The following is a 16055-nucleotide window of genomic DNA, read 5'->3' on the forward strand; positions in this document are numbered from 1 at the left end:
CGACCTTCACCCTTTTGGGTTGGATGAAGTCTTCGCACTCAAACTTTTAGCAAACCAGATGCCGCAAGCACCGGCGCCAGCATCCATTCCCATACCGCCCGGCGGTCCTGCAGCACATCGGCGTCAAGCGTCAGCCCGCTTTCAGCGGCTGGGATTTGCCATAGACCGTGACCGCCTGCCGGCCTAGTTGTACGGTGATCCGATACAGCGGTTCGTTGGACTGGGCGGCGCTTAGCAGTGCCTGAGCCTGGCCCAGGGGTAGATCTTGCGCAGCGATCGGCGTCTGACTGACTGCCGTGACCTTGCCTTCGGCCATGCCGAACTTCTGATAGGGATAAGCGGCGTAGCGCAGCCAAACAGTCTGCCCCGGTCGCACAAAGCCGGTCGTGCGACTGGGGGCGAACAACTGAGCCTCCAGGCTGCCCGGCGCGCTCTCCGCTGCGGCTTCACGTTGCTGCGACACCAGGCTGATTAACGTCTGGCCCGTTTGGACGGCTTGGCCCGGATGTAGCGTCAGCGCGCTGACGGTTGCTGCTTGCGGCGCGGTGATCGTCAGGCCAAGACGGGCCTCGTTCTCGATGGACTCCTGGCTCAGGGCGGCCAGTGAGCGGTCAATCTGCGCCAAGGTGGTTTGCGCACTGGTGAGAGTGCTGGTCAACTCGGCGCGCAGCGCCTGGGTGTCGCGCAGCAGGGCCTGAAGCGAGCGCTCGGCATTGCGTTCGCGCAATTGCAGATCCAACAGCTCTTCTTGCTTCTGCTGCACCTGGCTGGCAGACACAAAGCCGCTGCGCGCCAATTCGGCAAAGCGCTCCTGGCTCTTGACGGCAAGCTGGGCGCGTAAGCGGCTGGTGTCGAGTTCGCCTTGCGCCTGGCGCTCCTCGGCCTGCAGGCTGCGCAGTCGATCGTTCAGTGCATCCTGGCGTTGCCGGGCTTGCTGCTGAGTCAAGAGGCGTTCGGTATCGAGGCCGGCACGACGTTGGGCGATTGCCTGAGCGTTCAGCGCCGAGGCTTCGCCGGAACCTGTGATGCGCTCGCTGTGCAAGCGCATCAAGGCTTGACCCGGGCGTACGACTTCGCCCTCTTGCACCAACACTTCGGCGACTTGGCCGGCCTGCGGTGCAGCTATTTGCAGCAGTCCGCCGCTGGGCACCAACAGGCCAGGCAACTTAGCCTTGCCGGTCACCTCGCCCAGCCAGGCAAAGGCGATCAACGCTGCCGCAAGCAGCAACGCGGTGCCAGTGACCCACGCGAAGCTTGCCGGGCGGCCGATACGTATATTGCCCAGCCATTGCACCTGCTTGGCTTGCAAAACCTCTGCCCGGAATAGCGGGCTAGCGTTGCTCATTTGATTTTTCCTCCCTGCGGAACTACCGTTTGCTTCGTCGTCCGTCCCTGCTCTCCGGCATGTCTCGGTACGACTGGCCACAAGTGTTCCAAACTTGGGGGGGGACCCCTCGGGTGCGGGGGTGGGAATTCGAAGGGAAGTGGAAGTCTCGGTGCGACGCGCGCATATCTTGTCTTGTAAGCTGTGGCTATGCACGTAAACCCTTTTGAAAGCGTGATGCAAAGCTGTGTAAGCCGGCATTTGTTGGAAGGGCCAGCGGCGCCGATGCCCATCATTTCACGCCGCAAGAACTTGGAGACTGGCCCAATGTTCCGGAAATCCAACGACTCTGTCGCCGCGAACCCGTGTGAACGCGCGGGCATCTCGGTGACTTCGCGCTGGCATTGCATGCTATTCATTGGGAAGGCAAGGACGCCACCGCCTTTGTGCAATGTCGCCGGCAGACCCGAAGCTGGTGGTGGTGAAGCGGCTGAAGTTGGCTTGATTCATCGTACTGTCATGCAGCCCTGGCAGGCTGGCGAGATGACTAGCAAAACACCCCAGCAAGAAGTCTCGGCCGCCGAAGAACATGCCGAGATGATGCAGCGCATGCAGGCCGATCTGATCGACAGCTACGACGAAGAGCTGGAGATGGAGATCGATGACCGCGCTTTTGACGAAGGTGGTGGCGTCTTCAGCGCCGAGCAGCGGGCTCAGCGCCGCGCCTATTTCAAGGAGCTGTTCCGCCTGCAGGGCGAGTTGGTCAAGCTGCAGGACTGGGTGGTGGCGACCAAACACAAGGCGGTGATCATTTTTGAAGGTCGTGACGCGGCCGGCAAGGGCGGCGTCATCAAGCGCATCACCCAGCGCCTGAATCCGCGCGTCTGCCGCGTGGCGGCGCTGCCAGCGCCGAACGACCGCGAGCGCACGCAGTGGTATTTCCAACGCTATATCTCGCATCTGCCGGCCGGCGGCGAGATCGTCTTGTTTGACCGCAGCTGGTACAACCGCGCCGGCGTCGAGCGGGTGATGGGCTTTTGCTCGGACGAGGAGTACGAGGAATTCTTCCGCTCGGTGCCCGAGTTCGAAAAGATGCTGGTGCGCGCCGGCATCCAGGTCATCAAATACTGGTTCTCGATCACCGATGAGGAGCAGCACACGCGCTTTTTGGGGCGCATCCATGACCCGCTCAAGCAGTGGAAGCTGAGCCCGATGGATCTGGAGTCGCGCCGCCGCTGGGAGGACTACACCAAGGTCAAAGAGACCATGATGGAGCGCACCCATATCGAGGAAGCGCCTTGGTGGGTGGTGCAGGCGGTCGACAAGAAGAAGGCGCGGCTCAATTGCATGGCGCATTTGCTGGCGCAGATGCCGTATCACGAGGTCGAGCATGCGCCCGTCACCTTGCCGCCGCGCGAGCGGCGTGACGACTACGCCCGCCAACCGGTGCCGCCGGAGATGGTGGTGCCGGAGATCTATTGACGGGGTTGGCCATGCCATGCCTGGCGTCATCTTGAAGCGCTAGCATGGCGGTATGTTGTCGATCAGTGCCCCTTTAGTCACCGCCACGCCTTTTTGGCAGTTGCTCACCCGCCTCGGTGAGATTCAGATTCTGTTGCCCTTGGCGCTGCTGTGCTCGCTTTGCTTGTGGCGCCAGTCTGTCGTCAATCACATGCCCGCGCAGGCGCAATTGGCAAGGCGCTGGATGTTGAGCTTTGGCGCGGCCATCGGCCTGACCGCCGCGAGCAAGCTGGCATTTTTCGCTTGGGGTTGGGGTATTGCCGCCTGGGATTTCACCGGCATTTCCGGTCACGCCATGGTGTCGGCGGCGGTGCTGCCGCTTCTGGCTGGCTACGCATTGATGGGGCAATCGCCACCGCTGCGTCGCCTTGGGGTGATCTTTGGTTTTGGTCTGGCCGCTTTGATTGCGTACTCCAGACTCAAGGTGGGCGCACACTCACCTGCGGAGTCGCTGGCCGGTTTTGTGCTTGGCGGGCTGGCCAGCCTGTTCAGCTTGGAGCTGCTGCCGCGGGCCCAGTCGGCCAAGGCGCCGCCGATTTACTTGCCGGTCGGCCTGCTGGCCGCCTTGCTGTTGATGCCGTTTGGAGCGCCCAAATCGCGCAGCCATGATTGGGTCATTCAACTCTCTTTGCAGCTGTCCGGCCGCTCTCAGCCCTTTGTTCGTGCCGATCTGCATCGACAGCAAATGGCGCCCTTCAGTGCAAGGTCAATGCGCCGTTCAACACCCGAGTCCAGAGCTGCAACAGGACCGGGTCAAGCTCCTCGGTGACCGTCAAACCCTGGTTGAGTTCGAAGCTGGAGTCGAAGTAGCCGCAGCCGCCGCGCACCGTTTCGGGGCTCACAAACTCCAGACTTGTTGGGCCTGACTGGCTTGAGGCGACTGCTGCGCGAGCGACGAGAGAAACGGCCTGAGCTTGCATTTTGGACTCCGTATCGGGACTGGGGTGAGGGCTGAGCTGTTTGCGCAGTGCAGCAATATTCGGCGCTGCCGGCCCCAATTCCTATCCTGCTGATGGCGGGTTTTGCAAACAAACCTTGTTGGCGCTTTGATCCCCCTCCCCCAAAGGAGCCAAGGGTTTTCCTGGGGGTGTTCGGCGGCTGCCGGAGCGCCTAGCTCGCGGTCGAGTTGTGACCGGCGCCTCTGCTTGAGCTCAAGCTGCGAAGCGCGAAGCTGGGCAAATAGTCGTCCGGGTGACGGAGCAGCACGCGCACTTCGCAGCTCTCAGGCACGCGCGAAGCATGTGGGTCGCGCCTGAGGGCATCGGCCTCGGTGAGGCGGCAGGTCGAGCGGGCGGGCGCGCCGCTCACCGGGTCATGCAGTTGCCAGTACCAAAATTCAATATGTTTCATTGCCGGTCCCTTCTGCGGATCTTGCTCTCCTTGTGAGTCAAGCGCGTGAAATCAGGCCGCCAACAGCGCGTCGGCGGGGTCATCCTTGTAATGCCGAGGCGCGACTTCGTCGGCGTGGGCGGACTCGGCGGCGATGCCGCGCTCAAACAGATGCCGGAGTTCCGGGTCGGCCTTGATACGGCGCACCGCCACTCTGATCGGCTGAGCAAACTGGGGCCGAAGCCGTGCAAAGGCTTGCAGTTGCGGCCCATGCCGCTCGGGCAGGACCTTCCACCAATTAACGATGCTGGCGGGATCGGTGAGGTTCAGGATCATGGGGCATGACTCCATTGGGCTGCGTTGAGATGGCAATAGTACTGTATAAATAAACAGTTCTATCGACTGCAAATCAACCGGCCGTTCCACCGCGCTTCGCCCCCCCCCTTCAGCAGGCGCGTACCTGCTCCTCAGTCCATCGCTTGGCAAGGGAGCGTCTAAAACGGCAGCGCCGTGGTGTTCTTGACTTCCTCCATCACCGCATAGGTGCGGGTCTCGCGCACTCCGGGCAGGGTCCAGATCACGCTGCCTATGAACTCGCGGTAGGCGCCCATGTCCGACACCCGCGTTTTCAAGAGATAGTCAAAACCGCCCGCCACCAAATGGCATTCCAATATTTCGGGGCGCGCCTGCACGGCGGCCTTGAAGTTATCCATCACGTCTTGTACCGTGCGGTCTAGCAAGATCTCGATGAAGACCAACATCGCGGCGCCGAGCTTTTCCGGGTTCAGCCTGGCCTCGTAGCCGAGGATGTAGTTGTCACGGGTCAGGCGTTTGACGCGCTCCAACACGGCGGTTGGCGACAGGTGCACGGCCTCGGCCAATTTCAGGTTGGAGATGCGGCCATCGCTTTGCAGCACCCTGAGAATACGGGCGTCGATCTTGTCGAGAGGGGTTTCCGGGTTCATGCCGCATTTTCCACTATCGAAGCGCTAATGATTTGAATTTAAAACACCTGATTCATTCATATAGTTCGGTTCTTCACTAGAAACAAGCCGTCAAGGTCGCTCTCATGTCCACATTCACTCTGCCACCCGAAGCCGCCCGCCTGCCCGACCCCTATCGCGAGGAGATCGCGGTCGTCAATGCCTTGGCGCAAACCATCGGCGACGGGCTTGATTGGTCGACGGTGCTGACCTTGGCCGGCCCCTGGGTGCAGCAGGTGCGCGCTAACCCGGCGCCGTTCTGGGCGATGGAGTCGCTGCTGCGCGAGTACCCGATCAGCAGCTCCGAGGGCTTGGCCCTGATGCGCTTGGCCGAGGCCTTGCTGCGCGTGCCGGATGCGCCGACCGCGATCGCGCTGACTGCCGACCAACTCGGCCGCGGCCAGTTCGACGGCAGCTCGGAAGGCCCGCACAAGATGTTCGCGGCGCTGTCGGCCTCGGCGATTTCGCTGTCGAAGAAGTTCCTGCCGGACGCCGAGGGTTCGGGCGGCCTGATGACCCGCTTGGGTGCGCAGACCGTCGTCAGCGCGACGGTGCGGGCGATCCAATTGCTGGGGCGCCAATTCGTGCTGGGGCGCAATATCAAGGAGGCGATGAACGAGGCCGCCGGCGCCCGCAAGGCCCAGCCGCAACTCAGTTTTTCCTATGACATGCTGGGCGAGGGCGCCCGCACCGAGGCCGATGCACGCCGCTATCACGCCGCCTATATCGGCGCCATCAAGGCCATCGCCAGCGGCGCCCGCGCCGACAACCCGCAGCAGGCCGACGGCATTTCGATCAAGCTCAGCGCCTTGTTCTCGCGTTATGAAGTGCTGCAGCGCGAGCGCGTGTTTGCCGAGTTGCTGCCGCGGGTCTGGGAGCTGATCACCTTGGCCGCGCAGGCCAATATCAACCTGACCATCGATGCCGAAGAGGTCGACCGCCTAGAGCTGTCACTCGACGTGCTGGACACGCTGGCCGCCCGCATCGCCAGCACCTATCCGCAATGGCAGGGCTTCGGTCTGGCCGTGCAGGCCTATCAGACGCGTGCGCTGCAGGTGATTCACGAAGTCGCCGCAATTGCCCACAAGCATGGCCTGCGCTTCATGGTGCGGCTGGTCAAGGGTGCTTATTGGGACGGCGAAATCAAGCGCGCCCAGGAGCAGGGCCTGGCCGCCTACCCGGTGTTCACGCACAAGCAGCACACCGATGTGTCTTACCTCGCCTGCGCGCAGGCGCTGATAGCCCATGCCGATGTGATCTATCCGCAGTTCGCCAGCCACAACGCCGGCACCATCGCCGCCATCGTGCTGATGGCCCGCAAGGCGAATGCCAAGTTCGAGATGCAGCGCCTGCATGGCATGGGCGAAGGCGTCTACCGCGAGGTCTTGCGCGACGGCACGATCCCCTGCCGCGTCTACGCGCCGGTCGGCGAGCACCGCGACCTGTTGGCCTATCTGGTGCGCCGCCTGCTGGAGAACGGCGCCAATTCTTCCTTTGTCCATCAGCTGGCCGACGTCAATGTGCAAGTGCCCGAGCTGCTCGGTTCGCCCTTGCAAGAGCTGCAGACGGCGGGTGCATTGCCGCTGCCCGGGGCGCTCTACTTTGACCGCCTCGGCCATGGCCGCGTCAACTCGACCGGCGCCGACCTGACCGATATCGCGCAGCGCCGGCCGCTGCAGCTGGCGCTTGAGCAGTGCCAGGTCTTGCCCGTCGCCGAGGCCAGCCCCGCCTATCTGGCCTCGACGATGGCCGGCTTGCAGGCCGGTTTCGCGGGCTGGAACGCCGTGCCCGTGCAAGAGCGCGCCGCCGTGATGCGCCGCGCTGCCGATGCGCTGGACGCCCGCCTGGCCGAGTTTTGCGCGCTGCTGGTCAAGGAGGCCTTCAAAACCCAAGGCGACTGCGTGGCCGAGGTTCGCGAGGCCGTTGACTTCTTGCGTTACTACGCCGACCAGGCCGAGAGCGACGGCCCGGCCATGCAAGGCCGTGGCGTGTTCGTCTGCATCAGCCCCTGGAACTTCCCGCTGGCGATTTTTGCCGGCCAGGTGGTGGCGGCGCTGGTCGCCGGCAACACGGTGGCGGCCAAGCCGGCCGAGCAGACGCCGTTTGTGGCGCTGAAATTTGTCGAGCTGCTGTATGCCGCCGGCGTCCCGCATGACGCGCTGCAACTGTTGCACGGCGCCGGTGAGACGGTCGGCGCCGGCCTGGTGGCGGCCGAGCAAACCGCCGGCGTCTGCTTCACCGGCTCGACTCAAGTGGCGCAGATCATCAACCGCACGCTGGCAGCCAAAGAGGGTCAGATCGTGCCTCTGATCGCCGAAACCGGCGGCCTCAATGCGATGCTGGTCGACTCGACCGCCTTGCCCGAGCAGGTCATCGACGCGGTGGTGCAGTCGGCCTTCCGTTCGGCAGGCCAGCGCTGCTCGGCGCTGCGTCTGCTGTGCGTGCACGAGAGCATTGCCGACGGCGTGATCGAAATGCTCAGCGGCGCGCTGCAGGAGCTGTGGGTCGGCCAGCCGGCCGAGCTGGCCACCGATGTCGGCCCGGTCATTGATGACGAGGCGTTCGAGAACGTCGCCAAGAACATCGAGCGCCTGAAGCGCGAGGCCAAGCTGATCGCCGAGGCGCCGGTGCATGACGGCATGCCGCGCCTGATTCGCCCGGTCGCTTTCGAGCTGAGCAATATCAGCGCCTTGCGCCAGGAAATTTTCGGCCCGGTGCTGCATGTGGTGCGCTGGGGCGGCGAGCCGGACGCGGTGATCGAGCAGATCAATGCGCTGGGCTATGGCCTGACGCTGGGCATACAGACCCGCATCGACAGCCGCGCGCTGCGCCTAGCCCACAAGGCCCGCATCGGTAACGTCTATGTCAACCGCAACATCATCGGCGCGGTGGTCGGTGTACAGCCCTTCGGTGGCGAAGGCATGTCCGGCACCGGCCCGAAGGCGGGTGGCCCGAACTATCTGTATCGTTTCTGCGCCGTGCCGGCCGTGAATCACATCGTCGAGGCGGCATCCAGCGCAGCCGCTGCCGTGCCGGCCGTGCCGGTGGCTTCGGCGGTGGCCGCGCTGGCGGCGGGCTATGAGGTTTGGAGCGACAAGCCCTTGAGCGAGCGGGTCGCGCTCTTGCGCCGCGCCTTCGAGGGACAGCCGCAGGCGAACGCCGTCAACAGCCGTTTGCTTCAAGCGGAGCGCTTGCTCGCCGACAAATTGCTGCCCGGCCCAACCGGTGAGAGCAATGAGTTGCGCCAGCATGGTCGTGGTGTGCTGGCCCTGCAAGCCAGCGGCGCCTCGCCAGACGCCTTGGCATTGGCGCTGACTGCGGCCTTGGTAGCAGGCAATGCGGTGGCCTTGCTGGTGGACTCAACGAGTGCGGCGCAGGCTGAAACGCTGCAAGGACGATTGCGCGCCGCCGGCCTGCCGGCGGAGGTCTTGGTCTTGCTGCCGGGAGCCGCGCAGAGCCTGACGGCACTGTTGGATGACGAGCGCGTGGCCGGCGTCTGTCTGCTCAGCGCTAACGCCACCACCGAGCGGAACTTGCTGCGTCAGATGGCCGCCGATGATGGGGCCATTCGACAACTGATCACGGCGCAGGAGTTGTTTGATGTGCGCCAGCAATACCGTTTCAGCGCCGAACAAACGCTGACCATCAATACGGCAGCCGCCGGCGGCAACGCGGCCTTGCTGGCCGGCATGCATTGAGATGCCTGGTCTTGCCTAACGGAAAGGGGCGCTTGGCGCCCCTTTTTTTCTGGGCGCCGTTTGTGTGAAATTGTCAGTTATTGCAGACAAGCCTAGGCCTCCCGAGTTAAATTCCTCACCTTGCTTGCGGAGTCAGGAGCAAATCCAAGGGGGGGCGATGTCGAATCCAGACCAGCGCTTGAAGATGCCGGCCGCCAAGGCCTTGTGCTCCGCGCGTGGACGGGAGCGCTCGGCGCATTTCGAGCTGTCGGTCTTGGATGCTTTGGCCGCCCATGTTTGCGTGCTCGACGAGCGCGGCATCATCATCAAGGTGAACCAGGCTTGGCGCCGCTTTGCCGAGGCCAATGAAGGGTGCGCAGAGCGCTGCAGCGAAGGAAGCAACTATCTATCGGTGTGTGAGCGGGCCTTGCAGAATACGGCGCCGCCAGAGCCCGCTCTGCAGTCATTTCTTGCGCAATTGCGCCTGGTGCTGGCGGGCAGTCTGAATGAATTCCAGCTGGAGTATTCCTGTCCTTCGCCGCAGCAGGTGCGCTGGTTCTCGGTTCGGGTCTCAAGGGTGGGCGGGGTCAATCCGCCCCTGGTCGTGGTGGCTCATGACAGCGTGACGGAGCTCAAGCTGGTGGAAGCTGCCTTGCGAACGCATGAGGCCGAACTGCTGGACTTGGCGGCATCCATGCCGGGAGCCTTGTTTCGGCTCCTGGTTCGCGCGACCGGCGAGCTTCAATTCGTCTATTTCAGCCCGGGTATCGAGGGCTTGTTCGGCCTGACGCCGGAGCAGGCCTGTGGCGACGGCCGCGCCTTGCTGCGTTGCGTGTCGCAGTCGGCGCGCGTGGCCTGCGAGGCCTCGCTGCGCAAGGCGGTCGCGGCCGGTCAGACCTGGGAGCATGAGGTGCAAGTTTGTGCGCCGGGTGGCGTTCCGAAATTCTTGCATGCCAAAGCAACGCCCAAGCCGGCGGGGCCGGGAGAGTGGCTGTTGACCGGTGTGCTGACCGATGTTTCTGACCGCATTCAGGCAGAAAGAGCACTCAAGACGAGCACGGAGGCGTTTCGCTTGTTCTTCGAAACGATGCCGCAAGGTGTGCTGTATCACGACTTGGCGGGCCGCATCACGGCCGCCAATCCGGCCGCCTGTGAGTTGCTGGGGCTTAGTCTTGAGCAGTTGCTCGGCAAGAGTTCCTTCGACTCCACATGGCATGCCATTCACGAGGACGGCAGTGAATTCCCGATTGAGCAGCATCCGGTGATGGAAACGCTGCGCACCGCTCGGTCCGTCAGGCAAGTGGTGATGGGTTTGTGCCTGCAGGATGGCAGTTTGGTCTGGCTACAGGTCAACGCCACGCCCTTGTTCAAGTGCGGCGACCTGGCCGAGGTCTACACAAGTTTTGAGGACATCACCGAGTTGGTGCGTACGCGCCAGGAATTGCATCGCCAAGCCAGTACCGACTACCTGACCGGCGCCGCCAATCGGCGTCATTTCATGGAGCGATTGCAGGCGGAATACGGTCGCATTCAGCGCCGGCCCGAGTTGAGTAGCTGTGTCGTGACCTTGGATCTGGACCACTTCAAGCAAATCAATGACGGCTTCGGTCATGCCGCCGGCGATGCCGTCTTGCGCCATGTGACCTTGCTGATGCGCCTGGGCACACGCCCGCTCGATGTGGTTGGGCGTATCGGCGGTGAGGAATTTGCTCTGCTGCTGCCCGACACCAGTTGCGAAGACGCGCAGGCGCTGGCCGAACGGCTGCGCCTGCGCATCGAGCAAAACCCGGCGCAGTATCGGCAGGCCATCATTCCGGTGACGGTCAGCATCGGCATCAGCGCGATAGCGAGCGCTGACGGCAGTCCGGAAGTGGCTCTAATGCGCTCCGACCAAGCGATGTACAGCATCAAAAGGAATGGCCGCAACGGAGTTGGCTTGGCCTGATCTAAGTCAAGCGGCAGGGCAGGCGGCGACCCACAATCTATCGCGAGCAAACTTGGAGATAGAGATGAATCGGTTAAATCAAAACGGCGCAGTCCTAATATCTAAAACGATTGATTCATTGCGCGGCGCGGCGCTTGCCTCAGCGCTATTGCTGCTGCTGGGCGGCTGCTCGGTCGAGATTCTGAACCAGCAAGGCGCCAAGGAAATCGCAGAGCAAGCCAAGCTGCCCGGCTCGGTGGCGACCGGTTGGCGGGTCTATCAAGAGCATTGCGCCGCCTGCCACGGTCCGGCTGCTGCCGGTACGGCCAAGGCGCCCGATTTGCTGCCCCTTGTGCGCCAGATGGGCTCGGCGCGGTTTTCCGATCTGGTCCTGAAGCGCTATGACTGGAGTTCAGCGCCAGGCGCAGCGAACACCATGCGCCCCGCCGGTCAAACGGTGATGCCGGCATGGCAGAGCGACCCGGTGGTGAACGCCCATATCGTCGATCTCTATGCCTACCTGAGCGCCCGCTCCGAAGGCACGCAAGGGACGGGTCAGCCGATTCAATAATTTGGCCCGCGGGGCTGCGCCGGCTTGAGCAAGGCTTGACCCCGCCAAATTATGTAAAGGATGCTTTACAGCTCGGCGCTTTTTCGGTAAAGTGGAAAGCACGCTTTACATGAAAGGTGCGTACGAGATGAATCACAAGCAATATCTGAAAGAACTGGGCCTGGCCCTGCTGGGCTATGCAACGCTGCTGATCGGTTCGATCACCTGGCTCAATGCCAATGCGACATTGGCCTCCCCTTGGCGCGATCTGATCGCGCTCAGCCCGATGTTGCCGGGCGCCTTGATGGTCTGGGTGATCTTGCGCCAGCTGCGCCGGCTTGACGAGTTGCAGCAGCGGGTGCAGTTCGAGGCCTTCGCTTTGGCCTTCGCCGGCACCGCCTTCGTCACCTTCAGCTATGGCTTTCTCGAAGGCCTGGGTTACCCGCGCCTGAGCATGTTTGTGGTCTGGCCGCTGATGGCTGCGCTTTGGATGTTGGGCCTGGTCTTGGCAGCGAGGCGCTACAAATGAAAAACCTGCTCCGCGAGCTGCGCGCCCAGCGCGGCTGGTCGCAGACCGAATTGGGCGAACGCCTGAAGGTTTCGCGCCAAACCATCAATGCCATCGAGAACGAGCGTTACGACCCCAGTCTGCCCTTGGCCTTCGAGATCGCGCGTGTGTTCGAGATGCCGATCGAGGCGATCTTTTCGGCGGCTTGATCGGCTGAGCTTGCTGCGAGCTATTCCGAACCCGCCGGTTCGGTCCTTGCATTTGGCCCGCTTTTGCCCTCTTTAGTTGCGCCCGGCTCGTTGAGCGCGAGGTTCCGGAGATGGTAAATTCTGGGCGTGCCTATCTCCACTTTGTACCCCTGTCTCCGGCAGAGTCAGCTTACCTTCTGGGTGGTGGTGCTGCTTTGGACGGTTTGCCCTAAGGCGCATGCGGCCGAGTTCAGGGTTGATTTGATACAACTTGACCCCTGGGCCAAGCCGAACCCTGATGCCGCATTGCGGGGCCGCGAGCCCCATGTAGGCATCGTCGTGGATCTGCTGAACGAGTTTGAGCGCCGCAGCGGACACAGTACCGTGCGCACCCTCACGCCCTATGCCCGAGTGGAGCGCAACCTGCAGCTAGGTGAAGTCGACTTCTCACTCATGGCCTGGGGTGAGGCGCGAGCCTCCTACGCCAACCGCGGCACCGCCTTTGTGCCACTTGAATTTGGCGTGATGGCACGCAAAGGCGTGAGCCTGAAAAGTTATGCAGACCTTCTGAAAGTCGTTGTCGCCGCGCCGCGCGGCCTCAAGGTGGACCCGCGCTTTGATGTCGATCCGGACGTGCGCAAGGAGCTGCTGCTGGACTACACCCAAGCCATCCGCATGACGATTGCAGAGCGCGACGCCAAAGCGGTGGCGGGGTCTTTGTCCTCCTTGAATCACATCATTCACAAGCTGGGCTTGGAGGCGGAGTTCGGCGATGTGTTGGTTCTCAATACCACCTATCTGACCGTCGCTTTTTCAAAGAAATCGCCGCTGTCGAGCGCGGAAGCGCAAGTCAACGCCGTCTTCAAGGCCATCGTCGACGACGGCACGGCAAAGAAGATCTACGAGCGCTGGATGTTTCCGGAGCGGAAATAGGGCGCTGGGCCAAGAATCCCCTTGCAGGCAAGGATTCTGCTTTGCCGGAGCCATAGTCATAGTCTTGCCGATAGGCACCGGCGCGGCCGCCAATCTCTGGTCGGTGTTGGCCGGTGAATGGCATGCCGGCGCCAACAGGGAGGCCTTGGTTTACGGGGGGCTTTCGCCCTCGCTGCTCGCGCCGGTTGAAACGGGCCCAAATAGGCCAAGGTTCGATGCGAACGCTGCCCCCCGCGGCCGCTTCGCTAAACTGAGCGCTTTCGATGCGGAGTCAAACCATGTTCTCGCCACGCCAAGTCTCATCCTGCCTGCTCGCCGCCGTCCTGCTGTCAGGCGTTCAAGCGGCGCTGGCGCAGAACATCAAGCCGGGTCTGTGGGAGAACAAGATGCAGCCCCAACTCAGCCCCGAGCGGCAGGCGATGATGGCCGAGGCGCAAAAGCAGATGAGCGCAATGCCGGCCGAGCAGCGCAAGATGATTCAAGACATGATGGACAAGCAGGGCATCAGCGCCGATATCGGCAGCGGCTTGGTCACGATGAAGGTCTGCATCACGCCCGAGCAGGCGGCCTTGAACGAACTGCCCATCGACGACAAGGGCAAGTGCCAGTACCAGATTCAGCGCCATGGCAAGCAAATCCAGAGCCAGTTCACTTGCAGCGATCCGCAGATCAGCGGCGAGAGCAGCGCCACGATCAATAGCGCCGAGTCCTATAGCTCGACGATGCGCGCGACCACGCTGATGAATGGCAAGAGCGAAGCGATGACCATGACGGGCCAGGGCCGCTGGCTCGGCACCGACTGCGGCGGCATTGCGCCGATGAAGTCCGGCAAGGCCAAGGGCTAGTCTCTCAGACAATCATGCCGCGCGACTTGGCACCTTCCGAGTTGGCGAAGCGTGCCATCGCCGTCGTCATCAGGCGAAAGTCCTGCTTGGCGTAGAAGGGCTGTTTGCCGGGCGCCGCGTACAGCATCACATTGAGCGCGCCGGCTTGGGCGATCAGTGAGTCCATCAGAGCTCGGCCCAGGCCCAAGCCCTGGTATTCGGGCAGCAGCACCACATCGAACACCACGGTCCAGAGCGCACCATCGCTCAGCGCGCGGCCGGCGCCGATGATCTGGCTATCCGCATAAACAAAGCAGCGGACCTGGCTGTTCTTGAAGCTCAGCGCCAGCATGGCCGGATCGCGGGTGCCCAAGGGTGCACGCTCGAACACATCGGCCAGGGCCAGCCAATCCACGCGCTCGATATCGGTGCACAGCCGCGTTTGGGTCTTAGGCTCGCCCGCGCTCATGGCTTGCCCGCATAGACGATAAAGCCGCCATGCTTGCCGACCTTGTCATAGAGCCGGCGGCCGGCCGCATTTGATTCATGCGTGTGCCAGTAGACCCGGTCGATGCCGGCTTCTTGTGCGGCCTCGCTAACGCCGGCTATCAACGCACGGCCGACGCCGAGGCCGCGCTGCGCCGGCGCGGTGAACAGGTCTTGCAGATAGCAGACCCTGTCCAGGCGCGTTGTGCTGCGGTGAAACAGATAGTGGCTCAGGCCGAGCAGCTCGCCGGCGCGCTCCGCCACCAATGCGAACACCGGCTCCTGCGGGTCGAAAAAGCGGGCCCAGGTGGACGCGGTGATCGCGGGGGCCAAGGCGGTCTCGCCGGCGCGGCCGTAGAAGGCGTTGTAGCCGTCCCAGAGCGGCTGCCAGGCTTCGAAGTCATCGGGGGAGATGGGGCGAACGATCAAGGCTTGCGGCATGGTCGGTGTCATTGGGTTTGGGGACTGATGGGGTTTGATCAATCAAGCGCGCAGCGTGGTCAGCCGCGCCTTCACCGCCGGCCACTCGCTGTCGATGATGGAGAAGTAGACGGTGTCCCTGACCCTGCCGTTGTCATTGACGATATGGCGGCGAAAGATGCCTTCTTGCGTGGCGCCTATGCGAGCAATCGCCGCGCGCGATTTGTCGTTCAAGAAGTCGGTCTTCAGCTCGACCCGGTGCGCGCCCAGCGTCTCGAATGCATGCGTCAGCAACAGCGTCTTGGCCTCGGTGTTGACGCTGCTGCGCTGCCAGGCCGGCGCCACCCAGGTCCAGCCAATTTCCAGGCGCCGGTCGCGCAGCGAGATATTGCCGAAGCGGCTGCTGCCGACTACCTGTCCGTTTTGCTGACCCGGCCCGGCCAACACCAGCGCGAAGGGCAAAGACGCACCTTTGAACTGATCCTCAAGCGCTAACTCAACATAGCCACGCATCTCGGCCGGCGTGCTGATCAGCGTGGGGACCCAGCGCCACAACTCGGGCAGCAGGCCGACGGCGGCGAGCCCGTCGACATGGTCAAGGCTCAAGGGCTCCAGGCGCAGGGTGGGGCCTTGCAGCGTGACGGGCGCGACTTGCATCGGGGGGATGGGTTTCATGTTTGCTGGTGAAAGAATTGCTGAATTCAAAGGCCGAGCCGGGTCATCCAGGCACCGACGTCCTGCTCGGTGGGCGTGCCGGCGGCCATCGCCTCGCGGATGCGGCCGCGCTCGGCCGCGCTGCGGTTCTGGCTCAGCTTGAACTTGCCTTCCCAGCGCCGGACATGCAGGCGAAAGCCGACGATGGCGCCCAGCATCTTGCTTTGAAAATCCTCCGGCAAGTCGCGCCACTGGGCCGCATAGCCGGGTTCATGCTGGGCGATCAGGCGCTTGAGCAAATCGTCCTTGGCCTGCGCGTCGTCAATCAGCTCAAGCTCGCCGTAGACATGCACGGCCGCGTAGTTCCAGGTCGGCACGGCCAAGTGGCTGTCGGAATGGCGCGGCGACACATAGGCGCTCGGGCCGCTGAACACCGCCATCACGTCCTGACCCTGCGCGGGCAAGCCGGCCAGCCAGCCCCAATGCGGATTGGCCCTTGCCATATGGCCTTCCAGCAGCATGCCGCAGCCGCTTCTGTCCGAGGCCTCATCCAGCAAGGTCAAAGGCAGATGGCTGCCGAAGCCCTGGCCCTGGGCGTCCGGGCCTAGCAGCAAGGCCAAGGGGCAGGCCCGCATCAGCTGATGAACGGGAACGAGTTCTTTGGCGGTGAAGTGGGCGGGCATGTACATGGCGTTCTCGCAAGCATGGGTGGTTTTGATCGACAGGCTCGCAGC

General features: G+C 63.1%; 17 protein-coding genes. 9 read left to right on the forward strand and 8 right to left on the reverse strand.

Annotation, left to right across the window (positions count from 1 at the left end; genetic code table 11):
• Nucleotides 1-130 precede the first annotated feature (130 nt).
• Nucleotides 131-1345 carry an HlyD family secretion protein gene (locus tag LNV07_RS07250; protein WP_263570514.1) on the reverse strand — a complete coding sequence of 405 codons (1215 nt, stop codon included), beginning with the start codon at nt 1343-1345 and terminating at the stop codon, nt 131-133.
• Nucleotides 1346-1921: 576 nt separating this feature from the next.
• Here LNV07_RS07250 and ppk2 point away from each other — a divergent pair.
• Both ppk2 and LNV07_RS07260 read left to right on the forward strand, forming a co-directional pair.
• Nucleotides 1922-2806: a polyphosphate kinase 2 gene (gene ppk2, locus LNV07_RS07255; RefSeq protein WP_397545538.1), complete on the forward strand. Its 885-nt coding sequence runs from the start codon at nt 1922-1924 to the stop codon at nt 2804-2806.
• Nucleotides 2807-2858: 52 nt separating this feature from the next.
• Nucleotides 2859-3614 carry a phosphatase PAP2 family protein gene (locus tag LNV07_RS07260; RefSeq protein WP_263570516.1) on the forward strand — a complete coding sequence of 252 codons (756 nt, stop codon included), beginning with the start codon at nt 2859-2861 and terminating at the stop codon, nt 3612-3614.
• A 341-nt stretch (nt 3615-3955) separates the two neighbouring features.
• Here LNV07_RS07260 and LNV07_RS07265 read toward each other — a convergent pair whose 3' ends face one another.
• From LNV07_RS07265 to LNV07_RS07275, 3 genes are all read right to left on the reverse strand, one after another.
• Complete coding sequence (locus LNV07_RS07265) at nt 3956-4195, reverse strand: hypothetical protein (RefSeq protein ID WP_263570517.1); 240 nt, start codon at nt 4193-4195, stop codon at nt 3956-3958.
• 51 nt (nt 4196-4246) lie between these two features.
• The gene (locus LNV07_RS07270) at nt 4247-4510 is read right to left on the reverse strand and encodes a hypothetical protein (protein ID WP_263570518.1); all 264 of its coding nucleotides are present in this window, start codon (nt 4508-4510) and stop codon (nt 4247-4249) included.
• A 158-nt stretch (nt 4511-4668) separates the two neighbouring features.
• Nucleotides 4669-5139 carry an Lrp/AsnC ligand binding domain-containing protein gene (locus LNV07_RS07275; RefSeq protein WP_263570519.1) on the reverse strand — a complete coding sequence of 157 codons (471 nt, stop codon included), beginning with the start codon at nt 5137-5139 and terminating at the stop codon, nt 4669-4671.
• Between the two features lie 104 nt (nt 5140-5243).
• Here LNV07_RS07275 and LNV07_RS07280 point away from each other — a divergent pair, with 104 nt between their 5' ends.
• From LNV07_RS07280 to LNV07_RS07315, 7 genes are all read left to right on the forward strand, one after another.
• Complete coding sequence (locus LNV07_RS07280) at nt 5244-8855, forward strand: L-glutamate gamma-semialdehyde dehydrogenase (protein ID WP_397545532.1); 3612 nt, start codon at nt 5244-5246, stop codon at nt 8853-8855.
• Between the two features lie 157 nt (nt 8856-9012).
• On the forward strand, nt 9013-10779 hold the full coding sequence (locus tag LNV07_RS07290; RefSeq protein ID WP_263570520.1) for a sensor domain-containing diguanylate cyclase: 1767 nt from the start codon (nt 9013-9015) through the stop codon (nt 10777-10779).
• 64 nt (nt 10780-10843) lie between these two features.
• The gene (locus LNV07_RS07295; protein ID WP_263570521.1) at nt 10844-11329 is read left to right on the forward strand and encodes a c-type cytochrome; all 486 of its coding nucleotides are present in this window, start codon (nt 10844-10846) and stop codon (nt 11327-11329) included.
• A gap of 127 nt (nt 11330-11456) precedes the next feature.
• Nucleotides 11457-11837, forward strand: a complete 381-nt coding sequence (locus LNV07_RS07300) for a hypothetical protein (RefSeq protein WP_263570522.1) — start codon at nt 11457-11459, stop codon at nt 11835-11837.
• Nucleotides 11834-12025 (forward strand): helix-turn-helix transcriptional regulator, encoded by a 192-nt coding sequence (locus tag LNV07_RS07305; protein ID WP_263532512.1) that lies wholly within the window; start codon nt 11834-11836, stop codon nt 12023-12025. Before LNV07_RS07300 ends, LNV07_RS07305 begins: the two co-directional genes overlap by 4 nt.
• Nucleotides 12026-12211: 186 nt before the next feature.
• On the forward strand, nt 12212-12937 hold the full coding sequence (locus LNV07_RS07310; RefSeq protein ID WP_263570840.1) for a substrate-binding periplasmic protein: 726 nt from the start codon (nt 12212-12214) through the stop codon (nt 12935-12937).
• A gap of 263 nt (nt 12938-13200) precedes the next feature.
• The gene (locus tag LNV07_RS07315) at nt 13201-13782 is read left to right on the forward strand and encodes a DUF3617 domain-containing protein (protein WP_263570523.1); all 582 of its coding nucleotides are present in this window, start codon (nt 13201-13203) and stop codon (nt 13780-13782) included.
• A 4-nt stretch (nt 13783-13786) separates the two neighbouring features.
• On the opposite strand, the gene LNV07_RS07320 is transcribed toward LNV07_RS07315, so the two are convergent.
• Genes LNV07_RS07320 through LNV07_RS07335 form a run of 4 tightly spaced genes read right to left on the reverse strand, consistent with a single transcriptional unit; the run spans nt 13787 to nt 16010 of the window.
• Nucleotides 13787-14230: a GNAT family N-acetyltransferase gene (locus LNV07_RS07320; protein WP_263570524.1), complete on the reverse strand. Its 444-nt coding sequence runs from the start codon at nt 14228-14230 to the stop codon at nt 13787-13789.
• The gene (locus LNV07_RS07325; RefSeq protein WP_263570525.1) at nt 14227-14688 is read right to left on the reverse strand and encodes a GNAT family N-acetyltransferase; all 462 of its coding nucleotides are present in this window, start codon (nt 14686-14688) and stop codon (nt 14227-14229) included. Before LNV07_RS07325 ends, LNV07_RS07320 begins: the two co-directional genes overlap by 4 nt.
• A gap of 42 nt (nt 14689-14730) precedes the next feature.
• Entirely contained in the window at nt 14731-15342 is a 612-nt protein-coding gene (locus LNV07_RS07330; RefSeq protein ID WP_263570526.1) for a GNAT family N-acetyltransferase, read from the reverse strand.
• 26 nt (nt 15343-15368) lie between these two features.
• Nucleotides 15369-16010, reverse strand: coding sequence for an FMN-binding negative transcriptional regulator (locus LNV07_RS07335; protein WP_263570527.1), 642 nt, complete (start codon nt 16008-16010; stop codon nt 15369-15371).
• Nucleotides 16011-16055 lie beyond the last annotated feature (45 nt).

The organism is Roseateles oligotrophus (assembly GCF_025717515.1).
Classification (GTDB): domain Bacteria; phylum Pseudomonadota; class Gammaproteobacteria; order Burkholderiales; family Burkholderiaceae_C; genus Paucibacter_A; species Paucibacter_A oligotrophus.